Source organism: Bacillus sp. VT 712, assembly GCF_001614195.1.
Lineage (GTDB): Bacteria > Bacillota > Bacilli > Bacillales > Bacillaceae_H > Priestia > Priestia flexa.
Window position 1 is genome coordinate 1 of sequence record NZ_LWBK01000010.1, and the last position, 19854, is coordinate 19854.

Here is a 19854-nt window from a genome sequence, read left to right on the forward strand (position 1 = left end):
ACTAGCGTCGCATAAATTTTAACCGAATTTTCTGTTTTCTTATTTTTCCTTTTATAAAGAAAAACGAATACTCTTGAACAGAGGTAGTAAACATCCATTTTTTTACTATAACTGTTGACGAGTGTGACAGAGGCGGGAAACCCTTTATGGGACCGCTTTTCCTGCGATTTTTCGTAGCCATAAGTGAGCGGATTTCCATGGAGCTGCCTTCAGTAAACGACTAATTTGTAAGTACGTTCTCGAACTATTCGTGTTCAGTTGTGCCAGTACATGCAGGCAATAGACAATCATCGCGATGTACACCTGATTATGCACGCCTTGTTCGCTTTGTGCGTAGAACTTTTTAATAGTCAAGTGCTGCTTCAGCCATTTAAAAAATAGCTCGATTGCCCAGCGCGACTTATATAACTCAGCGATTTCGTCAGCGCTTAAATCAAATCGATTCGTGATCAGATGCAGTTCGTTTCCTTTTGAATCGAGCACTTTGATGAGGCGAAAAGCGTTTTCTGCACGGTTTTGTGGTGTACCAATCAAAACCATTTCATCTGAAAACACAAGCGAGTCTTCAGGCAGTTTAAATGGCTCGATTACACGAATGACAGCGTTTTTTCGTAAGCGTGACACAAAGAAATACCCATCGTCTGTCATGCGGTCAAATCGTTCATAATCCAAGTAACCCCGGTCAAAGACGTACATGCATTCTTTGTCGTCAACGAGTACTTCCAGCTGACCACGATCATGTTCTTTCGCGTTTGTCAGCACCGCTTTATCTGGATAGGAACAGCCTTTTTCTGCGTAAACAAGACGTAAATGAAGCTTGATGCCCGACTTTGTTTTACGGAATTCAGCCCACTTATGGTTTTTCAAGTTCAATGGCAACATACTCGAGTCGATAATTTTCAGTGGTGTTGTCGTTTCTCGGCGCTGCTCATAATGTGATTTCTCGTGAATTTGGGCAACTAAATCCAAAAATACCTGTTGGAACACTTCAGTCGGTACTTGATTTAATCGGCGTCCGAGCTGCGAAAAGCTAATCGCTTCTAAATGCGTCGCTTTTTGAAGGTCGTCAGAAAATAATGTCTCACTGACTGCACGCAGACTCTCGGTTTCATTGAGCTGAGCGAATACGAACAATTTCAAGAATGACGCAATGTGTAGCTTCTTTGTATAGGAATTTAATTGATAGCTTTCAACCAATTCCTCGAGTTTTGTGGAGAAAATCGGTGAAAACCATTGTTCAAATGATGTTTTTCGTGTAAACTTATCCATGCTTATTGTCCTTTATTTTGGATTTGGATGGTTTATTACCGCCCAACCATTATAAAGGCTTTTTTTATGCAAAGATAAATTACTGAAAATTCAGATTTTTATAAAGCGTTGAATTATTTTAATGCGACACTAGTGAATTTAATTATATAGATAAATTAAGCAAGTGAGCATTACTATAGCTGAAAGTGAAATCTTTATATAATGTACTACTATCTACTTTAGATTAACTCTATTAACAAGTTTATAAAACAGAAAATAGCAAAGGTAGAGGTTAAGGCTGCGTCAGAATCGCTAAAATTTGTATAGATGACTTTTACAAGCTCAGAAATTAAATAACATATACCTACTATTGCTGGAGCTAACAGAAGAAACATATATACTAGCCCTTTCTCCATGCTTTTCTTGAATAATGCAATATCCCTGTCATGAAAGGCTTTCACAATACTAGGATAGATCATGGTTGCTACCGTTACACCAAAAGGAGCATCTCATATCTTAACGAGATATGAGATGCTCCTTTTACAAGTCATTGTTCTATCTTTTCTTTTCGTCCAACAATCCAAGCTAACGATAAAGTTGAAAATGTTACTATAATTGTAGTTAACATACCTACACGCACCTCTTTTTTTCCTTATAATTACAGTATGACATAAAATTAAAATAGAATCTAAGGGTATATATCAAATATAAAGTTAAGTCATTTTTTTATGCAAAATTCTGGATACGATAAGACCAATTCCACCTAACGCAATGAATAAAACAGCTCGGATGGCTAAAGGAATGAACGGTAAATCATAAAGAACAAGCTTAATTAAAGTAAGAAACAATAAGCTAATTCCAATATAAGTACCCGCTTTGAATAATTTTACTATACCAATAGATAAACCAATGATAGCTAGTAAAATCCACGAAAATGTCAGAGCTAATGTTTGAGTATTGGTCGATAACGCTTCTGTGAAAAGTTGAACTTCCTGCGTGACAAAACTTAAGGTTAAAATGGTAAATAAAATACTGGTACTTGCTACAAACAAGGTTGATTTTTTCATTGAATTATTTTGAATAAACACTAAAAAAAGCATTGTGCCTAAAAAACCAAGCCAATTTAATGTCGGTTGTGAAAATACCGCCTCAATTGGTATCGCCATAACAGCAACTGCGCTGATTGTGTAAATTGCATATCCCACAAATTTCTGAATTGGATTGTTATATTTATGTGCTAAATAACAAGTAACAGCTCCTTGAATAATATAAAGCAACAGTGCATCTTCTTTATTAAGAAGCTGATTAATCAAAAACGCAATGCCAATGACTAAATAGCTCATAAAAAAGTCAAATTTCACCTTTTCTGTTTTATATACCTTAATACATAGGGCATATACTACAATAAGTACAGCAATTATAATGGTAACAGTTGTTTTTTCCATCGTACTACTTATCCAGCCATAAACGATAAATAAGCTTGCCAAAGTAGTTGAGGCATAAATAAACTCATTCCCCTTGCGAACGGCTGACAGTAAAAGTAAACAGACATGTTGAATAAGAAGAGCTGCTCCTAGAAGGGATGTAAACTCTACAAACCAACCATATACTAACAACACTACATTCAAGAGTATTGCCGCTAACCCATATAACACATGATAATTCAATCTCCACGCAATGAACGCAAAAGCGAGGTATAAGAGCGTTTCGTAGCTAATAAACACAAGTTGATTGGGTGAGTTACTTTCTATTAAGAACGGTACAAGCACCCCGCCAATTATGCTAATGATCCCAAGCGCTTGTGAACGATAATAAACAGTCATGCCAAGCCCTGCTACAACCCACAGCGCGTTTAACATAAATGCAAACGAAGGCCCAATCATTCCATATAAACTATGCGCTGCAAACGTTGTTAGCATTAGGATTGGAACGGACCCACCAAGGAGCACTTGCCCTAATACAGAGCGTTTTTTTACAATTTGCAAATGGCCAACACCTACAAATGCGGCGCTTACAATATATCCTAGCGTAACCTTGACACCTTCACTCATTACCCCGTAGTCAGAAGCAGCTTTAAATCCCCAAAGAACACCAATTATAAAAACAAAAATAAAAATGCGGGGCAACCATATTTGAAAAAGCTGTTCTTCCCAATTCGTTGATTTTTTCACTTGTTGTTCATAAACTTCAGTTGGCTTCATCGGCTGATGAGAAACCGCTTCTTCATGATTTGAAGGTTTCTTTGCCTGCACTGTAAATTCTGTTTTGCTCCCATATTGATTAGTAAGTAGTTGCTTTAACTCCTTTACTTCCTCCTCTAATACCGTAATCTTTTTTTCTAGGTTCTCTATTCTTTTATGATCCATAACATCTCTCCCTATAGCTTTATCAATTACCAAATTATATCATTTTAGTGTTTTTTAGGATATCTCTTTTCAATTTAACAATAAAAAGTGCAGGCTAAAAATGCCTGCACTTTCTGCTCATGTAAAGTATTCAATTTTTGCATTTGGAAAGAATTGACCAATATAGTATTCAAGCGTTTCACGCAGCTCATGCTCTTCGTCCTTTGTATACACATACTTTCCAATCCCATAGCGTCCCCACTTATAGCGACGCTCTTCTTCATTCATTTGTAGCTTAGACTTTGGATAGTTCTTTTCAATGACACGTTTGGCTGGTTTTGTAAATCGATGCTGAATCATTTCAAATGTAATATCATCACGCGATTCCTGTGGGATGGAAGCATCCAGCTTTTCAAATAGCTTGCGATACCCATCTCTCCATCCCTCATGGATATAGATAGGTGCTACGATAAACCCCAGAGGATACCCCGCTTTTGCCACTTTGTTCGCTGCTTCAATTCGGTAATCTAACGGTGACGTTCCAGGTTCAAAATATTTAATAACATAATCAGCATTCACGCTGAAACGAAAGCGCGTTTTACCGTTATGTTTAGCATCAAGAAGGTGATCTACATGATGAAACTTTGTCACAAAGCGAAGTTGTCCTAAATCGCTTTCTCCAAAATATTCAATGGCATGCTTGAGCGTATGAGTTAAGTGATCAATACCTACAATGTCAGACGTACACGCAGCCTCAAAACGCGTAATTTGTGGTGCTCGTTCTTTCATGTATTGCTCAGCTCTATCTAGAATTTCTTCTACATTTACATACGTTCTGATGTACGGCTTACTTCCCATCGTCGTTTGTAAATAACAATAGTGACAGTGTCCCATACACCCTGTTGCAAAAGGAATTGCGTATTCTGCCGAAGGCTTGGACGTATCAAAATTTAGCGTTTTACGCACACCCACAACAAGCGTTGATTTTGCATTGCGATACTTTTGCAGGTGATTGTCTCCAGGAATATTTCGAACCTGGTTATGAGACGTTGTTTCGCGAATTTCAATGCCCATTTTTTCAAATTTATCTTTTAGCTCTACGCCTAGCGGATATTCTAAAGCACGTGGCTCAATATATACTAATTGCGGTACAAACGGTTTTATCACATTCATCACTTCCCTTTACTTTTCACTTCATGACATTTAGTGTTCGAAAAAAGGAATGGCATATGCTTGTTAAATGTAGGCTAAAAAAGACGCTGTTTAAACAGCGCCCTTTTTTAGCCTTCGTACGGTCCGTAATCAAATAGTTCGTTATATGCTCGTTCTGCTTCTTCATAGCTTGTGTATATCGCATCATCATCTGATAATAAGTGATACGACTCATGTAAAAGCAGCGCAACGTCGCTGTTATTTTCAGGATGCTGAACTACTTCTCCCTGCGTAATATTGGCTACGTTTGCCGTATGAGGGTTTCGATAGATCACAAAAACTTGGTCCCCAACATGATATTCTTTTTTCATTATGTCACCTTCTCTATTTCAGCTTTATTTCTATAGTGTCCGCACATAGTGACTTTATAATGGTGCTTTTTTACACTGTCTGACGTTCAATAAGCTGAAAAGGAAGTTCAATGTATTGAAGACTTTTATCAAGCACAAGTTTAAATAAATGCTCCCCCATTTCAAAAAGTGGTAGCTGAATAGTAGTAATATCTAAATAAGCTGTTAACGGATGATTATCAAACCCAATAATCGCAATGTCTTTGGGCACTGATAAACCTTCTTTCTTACAGCGAGTTATAACTCCTACTGCAAGCTGATCATTGGTAACAAGCAATCCTGTTGGCCGGTCGTCCATTGCAAGCAAACGATCTACAATCATATCTCCATCTGTTATGTATAAGCAATCTGTGAATACCCACTCTTCTCGTATCGGTTCTTGCAACCTCTTCATAAAATCACCGTAAGCATTAGCTCGCTGTTCACTGTTTGTACCACTCATCCTGCCTACGCAGTAACCAATTTTCTGATGTCCGTGCTCATGCAGGTAAGATAGGGCTTTTTCAAAAGCTGCGTAATGATTAACGTACACGGACGACACCTTTTTAGCTGTTCCGTCTTCGCATACAACAACAGGGCCATACGATTGATACTCGCTAAGAACACTCCAATCATTTGCTCTAGAGCAAATGATGACACCATCTACCTGCTTGGTTTTCAACATATGAAGTGCTTCAATTTCCTTCTTTACATCGTAAGCTGTTTGGCACAATACAAGCTGACAGTGAGCGCTAAGTGCTTGCTTTGAAACCCCTTCAAGTATGACGCTAAAGTATGGGTGATTAATAAATGGAAGAACAACTGCAATCCGATTAGTCTTTCCTTTTGATAAAGTAACCGCATTGCTATTTTGCTCATAGTTGAGCTCATCCACGACTGCTTGTACACGCTCTCGCTTCTCTTCGCTTACATAAGGGTGATTGTTCAAAACTCGCGATACGGTAGAAACGGATACCCCAGCTTTCTTTGCAATATCTCGAATATTTACCATTTTTCTCTCCTTTTGCTCTTGTTCTGAAACGCGTTTCATCATTTATGCTGTTTTTATTATAACGAAAGGTGGTCATAAATGATGCTTGGATTGGTTATTTTATTTGTTTTATGCGGAGTTGAACTTTTACTAGCTATGGTAGCTTTAAAGCAAAAACCAGATTTATGGAAGGAGGTTGAATTCGAAGATTTTTATGATTTTTACGATTCAAAAAAGCGATAGAAACCTATCGCTTTTTCTAATTATTTATGTACAACCTCTTCAGTGATTGATCGACCTTTTGTCTGATCTATATCTAACCATTGCCACTCTTCATGTAGGCGAATCCTTCCGTCTGGCAAAACCTCCGGTGTAGAAAAGCATGTGCCTCCGCGAATTTCATAAGCTATGTTAACATGCTGATAGCGGAATGTAAGACAGCTCTTTTCGTCTATAGTCCCAACTAACGTCCCGTATAAAACGTTTCCACCTTCATACGTTGCGTGAATAATTCTGCCTTCTTGCTCATAGCGAAAGGTCGTATGAGAAGATACTTCACCGTTATCCGTATTCTGTACAGAGCGAAACACTCGATTCCTAAAACAAATCATCCTTTCACATCTTTTTCAATATTCTAACATTTTAACTCTAAAAAAAGATGACATCAACCCTTCTTTCCGGTTGATGTCATCTAATGAAATGATGAAATTAAGCTATTTGTTTTTTAGCAGGTTGTTTATGAGTAAGCTTTGGATAATTAAAGACAATCGCTAAAATTCCAAATATCGCTGTTAAGATTGGATAAAATGCGAATGGCATTAGTTCAACTGAGGATACTTTTGCAAATTCTGATGCAATTAGCATTTGCGCTCCATATGGAACAAGTCCCTGCACGCTACATGAAAATAAGTCAAGTATACTTGCTGACTTACGGTTATCGATTTCGTATTCATCTGCAATCTCTTTTGCTAAAGACCCGACCGTAATAATTGAAATTGTGTTATTAGCTGTCGAAAGATTTGTCGCGCTTACTAATCCAGCAATACTAAACTCTGCGCCTTTTCTTGTTTTAATATTACGTGTTAATAGCCCAAGCAAGAAATGGATCCCTCCATTATACTTAATAAGTTCAACGACTCCACCAATTAAGATGCTGAGAATAATGAGTTCAGCCATACCGCCAATTCCTGTTGTAATAGCTTTTGCAAAGGTTGCTAGCGTATAGCTTCCGTCTGCCAATCCAATAATTCCAGCTACAACAATACCCCCTGTTAAAATTGCTAACACATTTAATCCAAGCAATGCTGCAACCAGCACTCCTATATAAGGAAGCATTTTTACAAAGCTAAAACTTTCAACATCTACATTAGAATTATTTCCAAGCGTCATTACTAATAAAAGAACCATTGTAATAATTGCTGCTGGTAATACAATTAGAAAATTCACTTTAAATTTATCATTCATTTTTGTTTTTTGCGTACGAACCGCAGCAATTGTTGTATCAGAAATAATGGATAAATTATCTCCAAACATTGCACCGCCGATAACGGCTGCTACGGCTAGTGCTGCAGAAATATCCGTTTCAGCACTTACTCCAACTGCAATTGGTGCTAGAGCCGCAATGGTACCAGTAGAAGTACCCATCGCAAGTGAGATAAAAGCACCGATAAAGAATAATCCAACAACAAGCAAGCTTTGTGGCAAAACAGATAAAGCAAGGTTAACCGTTGAATCAACCGCTCCCATGCCGCTTGCTACTTCTGAAAAAGCGCCCGCCAGAATAAAGATAAAGACCATAATCATCAAGTCCGGATGACCTGCGCCTTTAGCAAAACGCTCAACCTTCGCATTTAGCGTTTCTTTCCGGTTCATCGCTAAGGCAACGATAGCCGCTACGATAATTGCTACAAGTACAGGAAGCTTATAAAAATCAACTGTAATAATCCCCGAGCCTACAAACAAAGCTAGAAATACTCCTAGCGGCAGCAGTGCCCAACCGTTTTCTTTTTGTTTTCCCATGTTTACACCTCTTTGCATAAATAAAAGACCTCTTCATCAAGAAGAGGCCCTCTTATAATTCTTTATAAGAATACGCTCTTCTCATCTTTCAAACAAAATTGTTTGCTGGATTTGGCACCGCACTCTGTGAGTCAGTTGCCGAGACATCATCGGGCCAGTCCCTCCGTCTCTCTTGATAAGAAGTATAATATTTTTTAAATTTATTATTCAAAATTAACTCTTAACTACTTTAATATCTTTTACTTTCCTTGTCAAACACTATTGTAGAAAAACAAAAAGAAAGAAAATTCAAATATCAATTCGCTACGTCTCGCTTTAAGAAAAACAGCCAAGCCGTTCCAACAAAGAAGAGTAGATGAGCTATAATAATAAATAGAGAAAACGGTAGGGTCATCCCAGGGAAATACGTTTGATTTCCATCCATATATTGACTAAGGTTGGTGTTAGCAAACAGTAAAATAATTCCCCACTGTACTTGAAACTCAGATAAAATTCCAGCAAGCATTTTTGCTCCTACTCCAACAACAATGCCAAGACCAACTGCTAATGCACTATTTCTGAATACCGACGATAGCATAAACGCAAAAGCAACCATCATAAAGGTTTCAAGATATGAAACACCATATGCAATCCAGATACCTTGTCCTTCTTGACCATTAAAAGCTCCTCCTGAAAAGAAAATAATCCCCCAAATGATTGAAAATAAAAAGAAGGCAGCCAAATAGTACAAGCTAATAAAAATGCTAGTCAGGTATTTGGATAAAAGAATAGTTGAGCGACTCTTAGGACGAATTAATAGAAGTTTAATCGTTCCTTTTTCAAATTCAGATGCAACAATCGATCCAGCAGCGGCTACAGCAAAAAATTGGACAATAATTAAAAAGTTTGAAGTGAAAGCAACAAAGCCTGGCAACGTTTCTGTAATTCCAGCATTTGTTGTAATAGCTCTCATTATAAGAGCCATTCCAAGCGTTAAGACAGCAATTGCCAGAAATACGACTTTCGTGCTTTTTTTCATAAACCACTTCATATGTTCATTTTGTATTAAATTAAGCATTGAAATCTCCTCCCGTAACAGACATAAACGATTGTTCTAGCGATTCATAAATTGGAGTAATTTGGTATACTTCAATGCCTTCTTCCACTAGAAGTTTATTAATAGCAGCAGCCTCTTTCGGTTGAGCTTGTACAGAAAGCTGCTTTTCTTTTATTGCACAAGTGTAGCCTTGATTTGATAGCAGATTTTCCGCTTTTTCTACAGCATCAACTGCAAATACAATCGTTAGGTTCTCTTCTGTATTACGCTTAGCTAATTCTTGAACAGATAGCAGTCTGCCGTCTTGAATAATCCCTACGCGATCACACAAGGCTTCCACTTCTTTCAACAAATGGCTAGCAATAAGAATTGAAATTCCTTCTTCTTTGCACAACCGTTTTAAATATGTTTTAAATTCAATCATTCCTGCTGGATCCAAGCCGTTAGTAGGCTCATCTAGTAGCAGTAGTGACGGTTTATGTAGAATAGCTTGTGCAACTCCGAGGCGCTGACGCATTCCGAGTGAATAAGTCTTTACCGGTTGGTGAATGCTTTTTTCTAACCTTGTTAGCTCGACCACTTCATCGATTCGATTTGCAGACACACCGTGCATTCGTGCAAAATGCTTTAAATTTTGATAACCTGTCAAATATCCATAAAACTCCGGGTTTTCAATGATTGCACCAATTGATTTGACAGCTTCATTAAATTGTTTGCGCTGGTCATGATTGTTAATGGTAACGTCTCCTGTTGAACTTACTAAACCTACAACTGCTCGAATAAGCGTAGTTTTACCCGAACCGTTTGGACCTAGTAACCCAAAGATTTCTCCTTTTCGCACAGACAATGATACGTTATCCAAAATAATTTTATTGCCAATCTTTTTCGTGACGTTATGAACCTGTAGTACCTCTCTCTCTGACATAATGTTCATCCTCTCTTCTATGTAATCCTTCTTTTATTTTTCCTTGTTTTGAGGTATTTGTCTAGATTAAAACAAACCATTCGTTTATTTTTCATTTTTTTGGTAAGCTATACGTATATATATTTTTTTATAAAGGGGATGCCGTTATGGAATTAGTCGTTTATTTAGCAGGACAAATTCATGATAATTGGAGAGACGATATCAAAAAGCAAGCGGAGGACTTAAAGCTTCCAATTACGTTTGTAGGACCGATGACGGACCATGATCGCTCGGATAATATCGGCGAAGTCATTTTAGGTAAACAAGACTCAGCTATTTTAAAAGATGAAGCCGCTTCAGCTTTTAACAACTTGCGCACAGAAGTACTGCTTAAGAAATCCGACGTAGTCATTGCGCTTTTCGGTGAAAAATACAAACAGTGGAATAGCGCAATGGACGCGGCTACAGCCGTTGCATTTAACAAGCCCCTTATCCTTGTACGTCCAGAAAAACTGCACCATCCTTTAAAAGAGCTTTCAAACAAAGCACAAGTTGTCGTTGAAACACCAGACCAAGCAATTCGTGCACTGGCTTATATCTTTGAATAAGGCTGATTCATAAGTATTTTAGTTAATGAGATATCCGAACGATCGCTAACCTGCAATCGTTCGGATATTTTTTGTTCGTTCCCAAAACAAGTTAAAAAACTTGTGGAATGGAGCGTAAGACATTCGGCTCCTGCCAGAAATAGAGTAAAAGCTGAGCCTCCTTGACGTTATTCCTTGGTTCATGTACACTTTATGTTCAATTTATTGCTATTGATATCGCTCTTGTAAAGAAAGAATGATATAATTTGATAGATATTGAATTTGGAGGATTGCTCATACATGATTACAGTTAGTAATGTAAGCCTACGTTTTGCAGACCGTAAGTTATTTGAAGATGTAAACATTAAGTTTACGCCTGGTAACTGCTACGGATTGATTGGAGCGAACGGTGCTGGAAAGTCAACATTTTTGAAAATCTTATCTGGTGAACTTGAGTCACAAACTGGTGATGTACATATGGGACCTGGCGAACGCCTAGCGTTCTTAAAACAAAACCATTTCGAATACGAAGAATATGAAGTATTAAAAACCGTTATTATGGGTCACGCTCGCTTATATGAAGTGATGCAAGAGAAGGATGCTATTTATATGAAAGCTGACTTCACTGATGAAGATGGAATGAAAGCAGCTGAGCTTGAAGGTGAATTTGCTGAACTTAACGGTTGGGAAGCTGAATCTGAAGCAGCGATTCTTTTAAAAGGTTTAGGCGTTTCTGAAGATCTTCACGATAAAAAAATGGCTGAGCTGACAGGTAGTGAAAAAGTAAAAGTATTACTTGCTCAAGCTTTATTTGGCAAACCTGACGTTTTACTACTAGATGAGCCGACCAATAACTTAGATATTCAGGCAATTCAGTGGTTAGAAGAGTTTTTAATTAACTTTGAAAACACAGTAATCGTTGTATCCCATGACCGTCACTTCTTGAACAAAGTGTGTACGCACATTGCGGATTTAGATTTTGGTAAAATTCAAGTTTACGTTGGTAACTACGACTTCTGGTATGAATCTAGCCAGCTTGCTCAAAAAATGGCATCTGATGCTAATAAGAAAAAAGAAGAAAAAATTAAAGAACTTCAGGCGTTTGTCGCTCGTTTTAGCGCCAATGCATCAAAATCAAAGCAGGCAACATCTCGCAAAAAATTACTTGATAAAATTACGTTAGATGATATCCGTCCATCTTCTCGTCGTTACCCATACGTAAACTTTACGCCAGAGCGTGAAATTGGAAACGACGTACTGCGAGTTGAAGGTTTAACAAAAATCATTGATGGTGTTAAGGTACTAGATAACGTAAGTTTTACAATGAATCGAGAAGATAAAATTGCGTTAGTTGGCCGTAACGAAATTGCAAACTCAACGCTTATGAAGATTCTAATGGGTGAAATGGAAGCAGATAGCGGTACATTTAAATGGGGTGTAACAACATCTCAATCGTTCTTCCCGAAAGATAACTCTGAGTACTTTGAGAATAGCGACTTAAACTTAGTTGAGTGGTTACGCCAATACTCACCACAAGATGAAAGCGAAAGCTTCCTTCGTGGATTCCTAGGAAGAATGTTATTCTCTGGTGAAGAAGTACTAAAGAAAGCCAATGTATTATCTGGAGGCGAAAAGGTTCGCTGTATGCTTTCTAAAATGATGCTAAGTGGTTCAAACGTTCTTCTTTTAGACGATCCTACCAACCACTTAGACTTAGAATCGATTACGGCATTAAATAACGGATTAATGAGCTATAAAGGTGCAATGATTTTCACATCTCATGACCATCAGTTCGTTGAAACAATTGCGAATCGCATTATTGAAATCACGCCAAACGGAGTGGTTGATAAGCAAACAACATATGATGAATACCTAACAAACACAGACTTACAAAAACAAGTTAAAGGTATGTACGCTTAATCATAAAAAGGTGACGAATATTCGTCACCTTTTTACTATACTTGAATTCCACGCTCCATCAATTTTTGTTCAAAGTAAGAAATCATCACGCTTAAGGTTTTGACTCGCGCATATTGCTTATCGTTACCTGCAATAACAAACCACGGAGCTTGATTCGTATTCGTATATTTAAACATATGCTCTACCGCTTCTTCATACTCGTCCCACTTTTTTCGATTACGCCAATCTTCTTCTGTTAACTTCCAGCGTTTAAAAGGATCCGCTTCCCTTTCTTTAAAGCGCTTGAGCTGCTCATCCTTACTAATGTGGAACCAAAACTTTGCTACAATATAGCCGTTATCCGTTAACGTACGCTCAAACTGATTAATCTCTTCGTACGCCCTTCCCCACTCACTTGTTGAAATTAAATTTTCAACCCGCTCGACGAGTACGCGTCCATACCAAGAACGATCAAATAAAGCTATTTGCCCCGCGTGCGGCAATCTTGTCCAAAAGCGATGAAGATAGTGATACCTACGTTCATCATCAGTTGGTGCACTAATCGGATACACGTGAAAGCCTCGGGGGTCCAACTTTTGTGTAATACGCTTAATAGCTCCCCCTTTCCCTGCCGCATCCCACCCTTCAAACGCAAATATAATAGGTACCTTTTCCATATAGATAATGTGTTCTAACTGCAATAAGCGTAGCTGCAAAGATTTTAGCTTTTTTTTATATTCTTTTTTAGATGAAATCTTTTTAGACAGATCAATATCTTCTAAATTCATATAATCACTCCTACCTACTAGTCAGTAGTATAGTATGAACGTTCTAGGCTGTAATTATGTTATTGAAACATCTTGCTAATGAGCTCATAAGAATGTAGCTTCGCCTGGAAATCGTGAATGTTAGTAATGATTAAGAATTCATCGTTATTATATTCATTTTGTAAGCGTAACAATTTAGCATGAACAGTTTCTGTAGATCCTACAATCATTCGACTCCTATTTTTCTTTATTTTTTGTTTCTCATATTCAGAATACACGCGCTGGTTGACTTCATTAATAGAAGAAACCTTTGTATCTTTTCCTTTTTCTACTTTGAGCAACCAATCATCAAGCGTTTTGGCATGTTGCTCCGCTTCTTCGTCTGTATCAGCACACACCACAAATACGCAAACGTTCGTGTGAGGCACTTGCTGATAGTCTGATGGAACGTATTCTTGTCGATAGTGTTTCAGGGCTTCTTTTCCTCCAATAGGAGAAATAAAGTGACCAAACGTAAAGGAAACGCCAAGTTCCCCAGCTGCTCGCGCACCTCGTTTGTTAATGCCTAGCTGCCACATCTCAGGCTTAGTATCACTTTTGGGATAAGCTGTTACCCCGTAATAAGGGTGATTTTCAGGAAGGTTTTGCAGCAAATGTCCCTGTAGCGCTTGAATTTGACGTGGAAATTCATTCAGACTTTTTCGTACTCCGTCTGTTAATGCTAACCTCGTTAGTGCATCGCCTCCTGGAGATCGACCTAATCCCAAATCAATTCGCCCTGGAAACAAATTCTCTAATAACTGTACGTCTTCAGCCACTTTATATGGGCTGTATTGAGGGAGAAGCACGCCTCCAGAGCCAATTCGAATCGAACTTGTTTGAGATGCCAAATGAGTCATTAATAAAAGTGGCGAAGAGCCTGCTAACCCATTTGTATTATGATGTTCAGCTACCCAAAAGCGATGATATCCTAGTCTTTCTGTCCACTTTGCTAGCTGTACCGTCTGAGCAAGCGCATCTTTTGCTGTTTGGCCGCTTGATATTGGAGACTGATCTAATACGCTTAAAATTATAATTGATATCACTTCCTTTGCTTTTATTTTAAAAGAAAGAGGCTTGCTCGTCCGTTATTTTGCTTAGTCATTTATGTATACATATTTACAATTTCAGTTGCTTTCTTTTTTAATGACTCCCGTAATTCTTTTGGTTCAATTACTTCTGCATAACGTCCTAAATTCAGCAATATATTTGCCGTAAAATCAAGGTCATCTCGACCAATTACTGATTTTATTGTTCCCGTTCCATCGTTATTTATGGTTATATGAGGTCCTAAGCTAGGATTTGCACTTGCTAACCGCACGCCTTCTTTTGTTATTTCAATATGCAACAATAGAGCCTTTGTGGGAACATAGTCTTGAGCTAACCATTTCTTTAACGTTAGCGATTCCGTAAAATCTTCACCTAAGTTCTCTATTTTTTTTACCCTATCTGCACGAAAAAGCAGGATTTTTTCTTTTTTATAGCTATATGCCGGAAAGTACCATAGACCTTCATGCGCATAAATACCAATTGGTTTAACAATATGCCCCTTTATCCCTGTTTTACTTTCATACTGAATCACTACTTTTTTATGCTTCATTGCTGATAGCAATAAGTCTTTTAAAAGGGGGGCTTCCTCTGAACGATTTGGCGTTAAAAATACAACAAAATCTTTTATCTGTTCTAACTGATTTCTTACATCTGCAGGTAAATGAGTATAAAACTTTGTTTTTACCCTCTGAGTATCTACTTGAAACGGGATTGTAGGATAATGAGTGATCATTTCAAGTAAAAAATACATCATTTTTCCTTCTTCCTCAGAAAAGAATAAAGGAGGCAATACGCGATTGTTCAAAACACGATAGCCGCCATATTTTCCTTTTTCAGCATATAAAGGAACCCCTAGCTCCTGTAAATCCAATAAGTAGCGCTGAACAGTACGCACAGACATATCAAACTCTTCTGCAACTTCTCTAGCAGTAAAATAGCGCTTCGCATTAATATAAAACATCAGTTCAAATAACTTTTTTGTTTTCATAATATTCACCTATCTATGACAGTTTTTGACGCATTTAAATGTTATTATCATACACGAAGCGGGTAAAATATAATAGCGATTTGCTAAGGAGGAACATGGCATGACAAGAAAAGTAATTTTATATATTGCAACTACAATTGATGGATTTATTGCGCGTGAAAACGGAAAAATTGATTGGCTAGTGGAGAATGAAACAAACGAAGATTATGGATATAATGAATTTGATGAAAGCATTGATACCGTATTTATGGGTCGCCACACGTACGAACAAGTATTAACGTTCGGCGAGTTTCCTTATAAGGGAAAGGAAGTATTTGTAGTGACAACAAAAAAGGGCGGCAAATCTGAAGACGTAACGTTCATCTCACCTACAGAAGTTCACGACAAAGTCACCGAATTAAAGAAGCTGGAAGGGAAAAACATCTTTCTTGTAGGGGGCGGGTCACTAAATGCACTGTTTTTAAATGAAAACTTAATTGATGAGTATTGGATCTTTCAAAAGCCTATATTGCTAGGAAGTGGCATTCCTCTCTTTCAAAGAAACGTAGCTGACACGCCACTTTCGTTAATTGATTCAAAAATTTATCCTTCTGGATTTGTTTTTCTTAAATTTGTGAATGATAAGAAGAGTTTGGGACATAACAAAATGATTGCTTCTAAGAGACGAACAATAGCTGTTCCAATCTTTTTGGTTTGTCTGAACACGTTCATTCCATTGCGCTACGGCCACTCGCTTTCCGCGGGGAGGAACCTGAGCTTCCTCGCTGCGCTGCGGGATCTCAGTTTTCCCTCTCTTTCCCGCAGGAGTCGAGTGTCCTACGCTCCATTCCACCCTGTTTCCAACATTGTTTTCACAATCAACCAAAAAACCTGAACGATTAAAAGTGAGAAACTCTCAATCGTTCAGGTTTATCATTGGCTGAATTACTTATGTCCCAGCCTCTTTTATAATTCGTTATTCATCTCTTTTACTTGCTTGTCACTTGGCAATAACCACGTTAGAATTCCAATTAGAGGAAGGATACTACAAAACAGCATAATAAATTTTAGGCTATATATATCCGCTAACTTTCCAAATATAACGGCTCCCAGCGCTCCCATCCCGAACGCCAAGCCCACGATAAGCCCTGAAACAAGGCCGATTTTTCCAGGTAATAATTCTTGAGCGTAAACTACCGTAACGCTGAAACTAGATTGAAGAATAAAACCAATAAGCACTAACAACAGGGCTGCTGCACCAAGCATCACGTGCGGTAGCATAAGTGCAAATGGTGCTGACCCAAGCATGGATACCAACAAAACGTTTCGTTTTCCGAAACGATCTGCTAAAGGTCCCCCAAAAAAAGTGCCAAAGACTCCTGCAATCATAAATAAAAAGACATAGATTTGTGCATGTTTTATTGTGACTCCGTATGCTTCAATTAAATAAAATTGGAAGTAATTCAAAATCCCAGCTCCATACCACGAACGAGCAAAAACTAAAAAAATTAATAAAGCAACAGCGAATACTAATTTGCTTGTCACTTTCATTTCATTTACTGATCGCTTTTTTTGCAACTGTTTTCGAACAATCAGCTCTTGCTTGTACCACGTTGATACATAGTAAAGAGTTACAATACCAACCGCTGCCAAGAGTGTAAACCACATTGCACCAAACTGACCTAAGCTAATAAAGATAAAAGCAGTAAATAAAGGCGCCATCGACTGCCCCGTATTACCTCCTACTTGATAGATTGACTGAGCTAACCCCCTTTTCTGTCCAGCAGCCATATAGGCAACACGTGACCCTTCCGGATGAAAAATGGCTGATCCTAATCCAATAAACAGCACGGACGCTAGAACAAAATAAAAGTTAGGTGCTAGCGCTAAGCCAATAATGCCGACTAAACTTAAACACATTGCAATTGGTAATAAAAATGGGAGTGGCCGCTTATCTGCGAAGATACCAAATACCGGCTGCATGATAGAGGATGTCATATTCAGCGCAAATGCAATCCAACCAATTTGCGTATAATTTAAATTCATTGATTGCTCTAGAATGGGAAAAAGCGCTGGAACAACTGATTGCATGCAGTCGTTTAAAAAGTGACCTAAGCTGATAGCAAATAAAATACGATAAATAGTTTGTTCTTGTTTCGTTTGTAACTTTACTGCTGCTTGCATATAAAACCTTCTTTCTATTACCTTCTCGTTCCTGTATAAACTTTCTATGAACTTGTATTATATTCTTCAACCAAAGAAAATTTCCTTTTTTGAAAAGCAATTATATTTATATCAACCTACTATTTTGATAAAATGGAAAAGTAAGCGTTTTATATAAAGCGTGTGGGAGGAATGAACAATGGTTAAAAATAAAGTTGTATTAATTACAGGGGCTGCTCAAGGAATTGGCTTTCAAATCGGCGAGCGTTTTGCTGAACATGATGCAAAGGTTGTCTTGACTGATTTAAATGAAGAAGGTGTTAAAAAAGCAGAGCAAGAACTCTCTTCAAAGGGATATGACGTCTACGGTGTAAAAGCAGACGTCACAAATGAAGATGATATTAAATCGATGATTAACGCTGCTTCTGCAAAATACGGAAAAGTTGACGTATTAATTAACAATGCGGGCATGCAGTTTGTCTCCCCACTCGAAGAGTTTCCAACTGAAAAATTTGAACTTTTATTAAAGATTATGCTGACTGCACCTTTTGTTGCTACAAAGCACGTCTTTCCTCTTATGAAGCAGCAAAAATTTGGTCGCATTATCAATATGGCATCCATAAATGGCTTGATTGGCTTTGCAGGAAAAGCAGCTTATAACAGTGCAAAACACGGAGTCATCGGCTTAACAAAAGTAGCGGCGCTAGAAGGTGCTGAACATGGAATAACCGTTAACGCTATTTGCCCTGGCTACGTAGATACGCCTCTTGTCCGTAACCAATTACAAGACTTAGCTCGTACGAGAAACGTTGAGCTCGAGAAAGTACTTGAAGAAGTAATTTATCCACTCGTCCCTCAGAAACGTTTATTAGATGTAAGTGAAATTGCCGATTACGCCCTCTTTCTAGCAAGTGATGCAGCAAAAGGCGTGACCGGTCAAGCTGTCGTTATTGACGGGGGATATACGGCTCAATGAAAACAAGAGAGGGCTCTTTTAGCCCCCTCTTGTTTTCAAGATTATGAGAAAGGTGAAGTATTCTTGTTAGAATCCAGACGACTTACTTCCTTATCTTTCTATTTAAAGCCTATGCTTTTCACTACTAGCTCTTCACTCCCACTATGCTACACTAGTGATAGAAACAGAACGGGGGAACATGTATGATGATAGCATCTTTAGCAGATAGCATCATTTCAGAAATCAATCATCTAATTCATGAAGATTTAATTGTAGCCGATACGTCTGGCATGATCATCGCCAGCACGGATAAAAACCGAGTAAATACATTTCATGAAGGAGCTCTCATTTGCACGCAAAAAAAGCAAAAGTTCATTATTACTCAAGAAAATCAAGCTCCTTTAAAAGGCGTCAAAGCGGGAATTAATCTTCCAATCCTTTTTCAAAATCAAATTGCTGGTGTAATTGGTATTACCGGTAACCCAGAACGCGTATCCGCTTATGCCGAAATTTTAAAAAGAATGACTGAACTAATGATGAATGAACGCTACTATTCCGAGCAGCTTGAATGGCAAGCGCGAGCACTTGAAGCGTTTGTATTCGATTGGGTCCAAAAATCCGATTGGAGTGAAGAATTTATCCACCAAGCGGAATTGATTGGTATCGATCTTTCAATTGAACGACAAGTTTTAATCGGTCACTGTTCAGACGTAATGAATAACAAAATGTTAAAAGATCTTATGGAGAACTTTAGTCAGGACAACAAAGATGTGTTTGTTCGCTGGGGAAACGACCGCTTTATTATTTTACAAGCTGACCAAAAGACAAAGGAACGTACGCTTCATTTTGCTAAGCAAATTAGCCGCCATTTCAAAACTCGATATCAAGTAAACGCTTCAATTGGAATTGGACAACCTGCTTCTCCTAGAATGGTTCATCAATCTTTTCACGAAGCGGAACGAGCTTTGAGTACTGCAAAAAAATCCGGAGCTATTATATTTGATGATGACCTTCGTCTTGAAATGTTGTTAAAAGATATAAAAAAAGAAACAAAGGTTGAATTTATTCGCAGAACCATTTCCCAGGTTATGAATGATCAAGAATTAATAAAAACTGTTAAAACGTTTTTAAGGCAAAATCAATCCTTCAAAGCTACGGCAGATGCACTGCACATTCATATCAACACGCTACACTATCGAATAAAGCGAGTCGAAGAATTAACTGGACTAAACCTTCGCCATACCGAGGACTTGCTCATTTTTCACCTCGCTTTTTTGTTTTTAGATGAATAACCAACGATACCGCATAAATAACTGCTACACTTTAGAGGATTAACCATAGTT

General features: G+C 38.0%; 19 protein-coding genes, 1 pseudogene and 1 riboswitch. Of the genes and pseudogenes, 6 read left to right on the top strand and 14 right to left on the bottom strand.

Annotated features, from left to right (window positions below):
- Window positions 1-144: 144 nt before the first annotated feature.
- The 6 genes and pseudogenes from A2U94_RS06125 to A2U94_RS06145 form a co-directional block, all read right to left on the bottom strand.
- Window positions 145-1269: an IS4-like element IS4Bsu1 family transposase gene (locus A2U94_RS06125; protein ID WP_062954443.1), complete on the bottom strand. Its 1125-nt coding sequence runs from the start codon at window positions 1267-1269 to the stop codon at window positions 145-147.
- A 218-nt stretch (window positions 1270-1487) separates the two neighbouring features.
- Window positions 1488-1736: pseudogene (locus A2U94_RS22220) on the bottom strand (murein biosynthesis integral membrane protein MurJ); the annotation flags it as partial.
- 225 nt (window positions 1737-1961) lie between these two features.
- Window positions 1962-3614 (bottom strand): DUF2339 domain-containing protein, encoded by a 1653-nt coding sequence (locus tag A2U94_RS06130; RefSeq protein WP_025910466.1) that lies wholly within the window; start codon window positions 3612-3614, stop codon window positions 1962-1964.
- Window positions 3615-3731: 117 nt separating this feature from the next.
- The gene (splB, locus tag A2U94_RS06135) at window positions 3732-4760 is read right to left on the bottom strand and encodes a spore photoproduct lyase (RefSeq protein WP_025910467.1); all 1029 of its coding nucleotides are present in this window, start codon (window positions 4758-4760) and stop codon (window positions 3732-3734) included.
- 113 nt (window positions 4761-4873) lie between these two features.
- Entirely contained in the window at window positions 4874-5116 is a 243-nt protein-coding gene (locus tag A2U94_RS06140; RefSeq protein ID WP_025910468.1) for a transcriptional regulator SplA domain-containing protein, read from the bottom strand.
- 70 nt (window positions 5117-5186) lie between these two features.
- Window positions 5187-6146 carry a LacI family DNA-binding transcriptional regulator gene (locus tag A2U94_RS06145; RefSeq protein ID WP_025910469.1) on the bottom strand — a complete coding sequence of 320 codons (960 nt, stop codon included), beginning with the start codon at window positions 6144-6146 and terminating at the stop codon, window positions 5187-5189.
- Between the two features lie 78 nt (window positions 6147-6224).
- Between A2U94_RS06145 and A2U94_RS21060 the strand changes: the two genes are divergently transcribed.
- Window positions 6225-6368 (top strand): hypothetical protein, encoded by a 144-nt coding sequence (locus tag A2U94_RS21060; protein ID WP_153301172.1) that lies wholly within the window; start codon window positions 6225-6227, stop codon window positions 6366-6368.
- Window positions 6369-6388: 20 nt separating this feature from the next.
- Here the strand turns inward: A2U94_RS21060 and A2U94_RS06150 are convergent, their stop codons facing one another.
- The 4 genes from A2U94_RS06150 to A2U94_RS06165 form a co-directional block, all read right to left on the bottom strand.
- On the bottom strand, window positions 6389-6736 hold the full coding sequence (locus A2U94_RS06150; RefSeq protein ID WP_025910471.1) for an avidin-fold protein: 348 nt from the start codon (window positions 6734-6736) through the stop codon (window positions 6389-6391).
- Window positions 6737-6833: 97 nt separating this feature from the next.
- Window positions 6834-8144: a Na+/H+ antiporter NhaC family protein gene (locus A2U94_RS06155; protein ID WP_025910472.1), complete on the bottom strand. Its 1311-nt coding sequence runs from the start codon at window positions 8142-8144 to the stop codon at window positions 6834-6836.
- Window positions 8145-8222: 78 nt separating this feature from the next.
- Window positions 8223-8326: riboswitch (SAM riboswitch) on the bottom strand.
- 113 nt (window positions 8327-8439) lie between these two features.
- The gene (locus tag A2U94_RS06160) at window positions 8440-9201 is read right to left on the bottom strand and encodes an ABC transporter permease (RefSeq protein ID WP_025910473.1); all 762 of its coding nucleotides are present in this window, start codon (window positions 9199-9201) and stop codon (window positions 8440-8442) included.
- Window positions 9194-10105: an ABC transporter ATP-binding protein gene (locus A2U94_RS06165; protein WP_025910475.1), complete on the bottom strand. Its 912-nt coding sequence runs from the start codon at window positions 10103-10105 to the stop codon at window positions 9194-9196. The genes A2U94_RS06160 and A2U94_RS06165 overlap by 8 nt, the downstream gene beginning before the upstream one ends.
- Window positions 10106-10251: 146 nt before the next feature.
- Between A2U94_RS06165 and A2U94_RS06170 the strand changes: the two genes are divergently transcribed.
- Together A2U94_RS06170 and A2U94_RS06175 are read left to right on the top strand one after the other, a co-directional pair.
- Window positions 10252-10692 (top strand): YtoQ family protein, encoded by a 441-nt coding sequence (locus A2U94_RS06170; RefSeq protein ID WP_025910476.1) that lies wholly within the window; start codon window positions 10252-10254, stop codon window positions 10690-10692.
- A 279-nt stretch (window positions 10693-10971) separates the two neighbouring features.
- Window positions 10972-12591, top strand: a complete 1620-nt coding sequence (locus A2U94_RS06175) for an ABC-F family ATP-binding cassette domain-containing protein (RefSeq protein WP_025910477.1) — start codon at window positions 10972-10974, stop codon at window positions 12589-12591.
- A 35-nt stretch (window positions 12592-12626) separates the two neighbouring features.
- On the opposite strand, the gene A2U94_RS06180 is transcribed toward A2U94_RS06175, so the two are convergent.
- From A2U94_RS06180 to A2U94_RS06190, 3 genes are all read right to left on the bottom strand, one after another.
- Entirely contained in the window at window positions 12627-13358 is a 732-nt protein-coding gene (locus tag A2U94_RS06180; RefSeq protein WP_062686457.1) for a polyphosphate kinase 2 family protein, read from the bottom strand.
- 59 nt (window positions 13359-13417) lie between these two features.
- Entirely contained in the window at window positions 13418-14413 is a 996-nt protein-coding gene (locus A2U94_RS06185; protein ID WP_035320991.1) for an LLM class flavin-dependent oxidoreductase, read from the bottom strand.
- Between the two features lie 68 nt (window positions 14414-14481).
- The gene (locus A2U94_RS06190) at window positions 14482-15414 is read right to left on the bottom strand and encodes a helix-turn-helix transcriptional regulator (RefSeq protein ID WP_051567173.1); all 933 of its coding nucleotides are present in this window, start codon (window positions 15412-15414) and stop codon (window positions 14482-14484) included.
- Window positions 15415-15514: 100 nt separating this feature from the next.
- Between A2U94_RS06190 and A2U94_RS06195 the strand changes: the two genes are divergently transcribed.
- Complete coding sequence (locus A2U94_RS06195; RefSeq protein ID WP_062686458.1) at window positions 15515-16288, top strand: dihydrofolate reductase family protein; 774 nt, start codon at window positions 15515-15517, stop codon at window positions 16286-16288.
- Window positions 16289-16359: 71 nt separating this feature from the next.
- On the opposite strand, the gene A2U94_RS06200 is transcribed toward A2U94_RS06195, so the two are convergent.
- Entirely contained in the window at window positions 16360-17577 is a 1218-nt protein-coding gene (locus A2U94_RS06200; protein ID WP_062686459.1) for an MFS transporter, read from the bottom strand.
- Window positions 17578-17755: 178 nt separating this feature from the next.
- Between A2U94_RS06200 and A2U94_RS06205 the strand changes: the two genes are divergently transcribed.
- Together A2U94_RS06205 and A2U94_RS06210 are read left to right on the top strand one after the other, a co-directional pair.
- Entirely contained in the window at window positions 17756-18532 is a 777-nt protein-coding gene (locus A2U94_RS06205; RefSeq protein ID WP_062686460.1) for a 3-hydroxybutyrate dehydrogenase, read from the top strand.
- 182 nt (window positions 18533-18714) lie between these two features.
- A complete protein-coding gene (locus A2U94_RS06210; RefSeq protein ID WP_025910484.1) occupies window positions 18715-19803 on the top strand; it encodes a CdaR family transcriptional regulator in 1089 nt (362 codons plus the stop codon).
- The last annotated feature ends 51 nt before the right edge of the window (window positions 19804-19854 follow it).

What these genes read in the sequence shown, in the direction of transcription:
- A2U94_RS06125 (WP_062954443.1), bottom strand. Translation starts at nt 1,269, where the DNA reads ATGGATAAGTTTACACGAAAAACATCATTTGAACAATGGTTTTCACCG.
- A2U94_RS06130 (WP_025910466.1), bottom strand. Translation starts at nt 3,614, where the DNA reads ATGGATCATAAAAGAATAGAGAACCTAGAAAAAAAGATTACGGTATTA.
- A2U94_RS06140 (WP_025910468.1), bottom strand. Translation starts at nt 5,116, where the DNA reads ATGAAAAAAGAATATCATGTTGGGGACCAAGTTTTTGTGATCTATCGA.
- A2U94_RS06145 (WP_025910469.1), bottom strand. Translation starts at nt 6,146, where the DNA reads ATGGTAAATATTCGAGATATTGCAAAGAAAGCTGGGGTATCCGTTTCT.
- A2U94_RS21060 (WP_153301172.1), top strand. Translation starts at nt 6,225, where the DNA reads ATGATGCTTGGATTGGTTATTTTATTTGTTTTATGCGGAGTTGAACTT.
- A2U94_RS06150 (WP_025910471.1), bottom strand. Translation starts at nt 6,736, where the DNA reads ATGATTTGTTTTAGGAATCGAGTGTTTCGCTCTGTACAGAATACGGAT.
- A2U94_RS06155 (WP_025910472.1), bottom strand. Translation starts at nt 8,144, where the DNA reads ATGGGAAAACAAAAAGAAAACGGTTGGGCACTGCTGCCGCTAGGAGTA.
- A2U94_RS06160 (WP_025910473.1), bottom strand. Translation starts at nt 9,201, where the DNA reads ATGCTTAATTTAATACAAAATGAACATATGAAGTGGTTTATGAAAAAA.
- A2U94_RS06165 (WP_025910475.1), bottom strand. Translation starts at nt 10,105, where the DNA reads ATGTCAGAGAGAGAGGTACTACAGGTTCATAACGTCACGAAAAAGATT.
- A2U94_RS06170 (WP_025910476.1), top strand. Translation starts at nt 10,252, where the DNA reads ATGGAATTAGTCGTTTATTTAGCAGGACAAATTCATGATAATTGGAGA.
- A2U94_RS06175 (WP_025910477.1), top strand. Translation starts at nt 10,972, where the DNA reads ATGATTACAGTTAGTAATGTAAGCCTACGTTTTGCAGACCGTAAGTTA.
- A2U94_RS06180 (WP_062686457.1), bottom strand. Translation starts at nt 13,358, where the DNA reads ATGAATTTAGAAGATATTGATCTGTCTAAAAAGATTTCATCTAAAAAA.
- A2U94_RS06190 (WP_051567173.1), bottom strand. Translation starts at nt 15,414, where the DNA reads ATGAAAACAAAAAAGTTATTTGAACTGATGTTTTATATTAATGCGAAG.
- A2U94_RS06195 (WP_062686458.1), top strand. Translation starts at nt 15,515, where the DNA reads ATGACAAGAAAAGTAATTTTATATATTGCAACTACAATTGATGGATTT.
- A2U94_RS06200 (WP_062686459.1), bottom strand. Translation starts at nt 17,577, where the DNA reads ATGCAAGCAGCAGTAAAGTTACAAACGAAACAAGAACAAACTATTTAT.
- A2U94_RS06205 (WP_062686460.1), top strand. Translation starts at nt 17,756, where the DNA reads ATGGTTAAAAATAAAGTTGTATTAATTACAGGGGCTGCTCAAGGAATT.
- A2U94_RS06210 (WP_025910484.1), top strand. Translation starts at nt 18,715, where the DNA reads ATGATGATAGCATCTTTAGCAGATAGCATCATTTCAGAAATCAATCAT.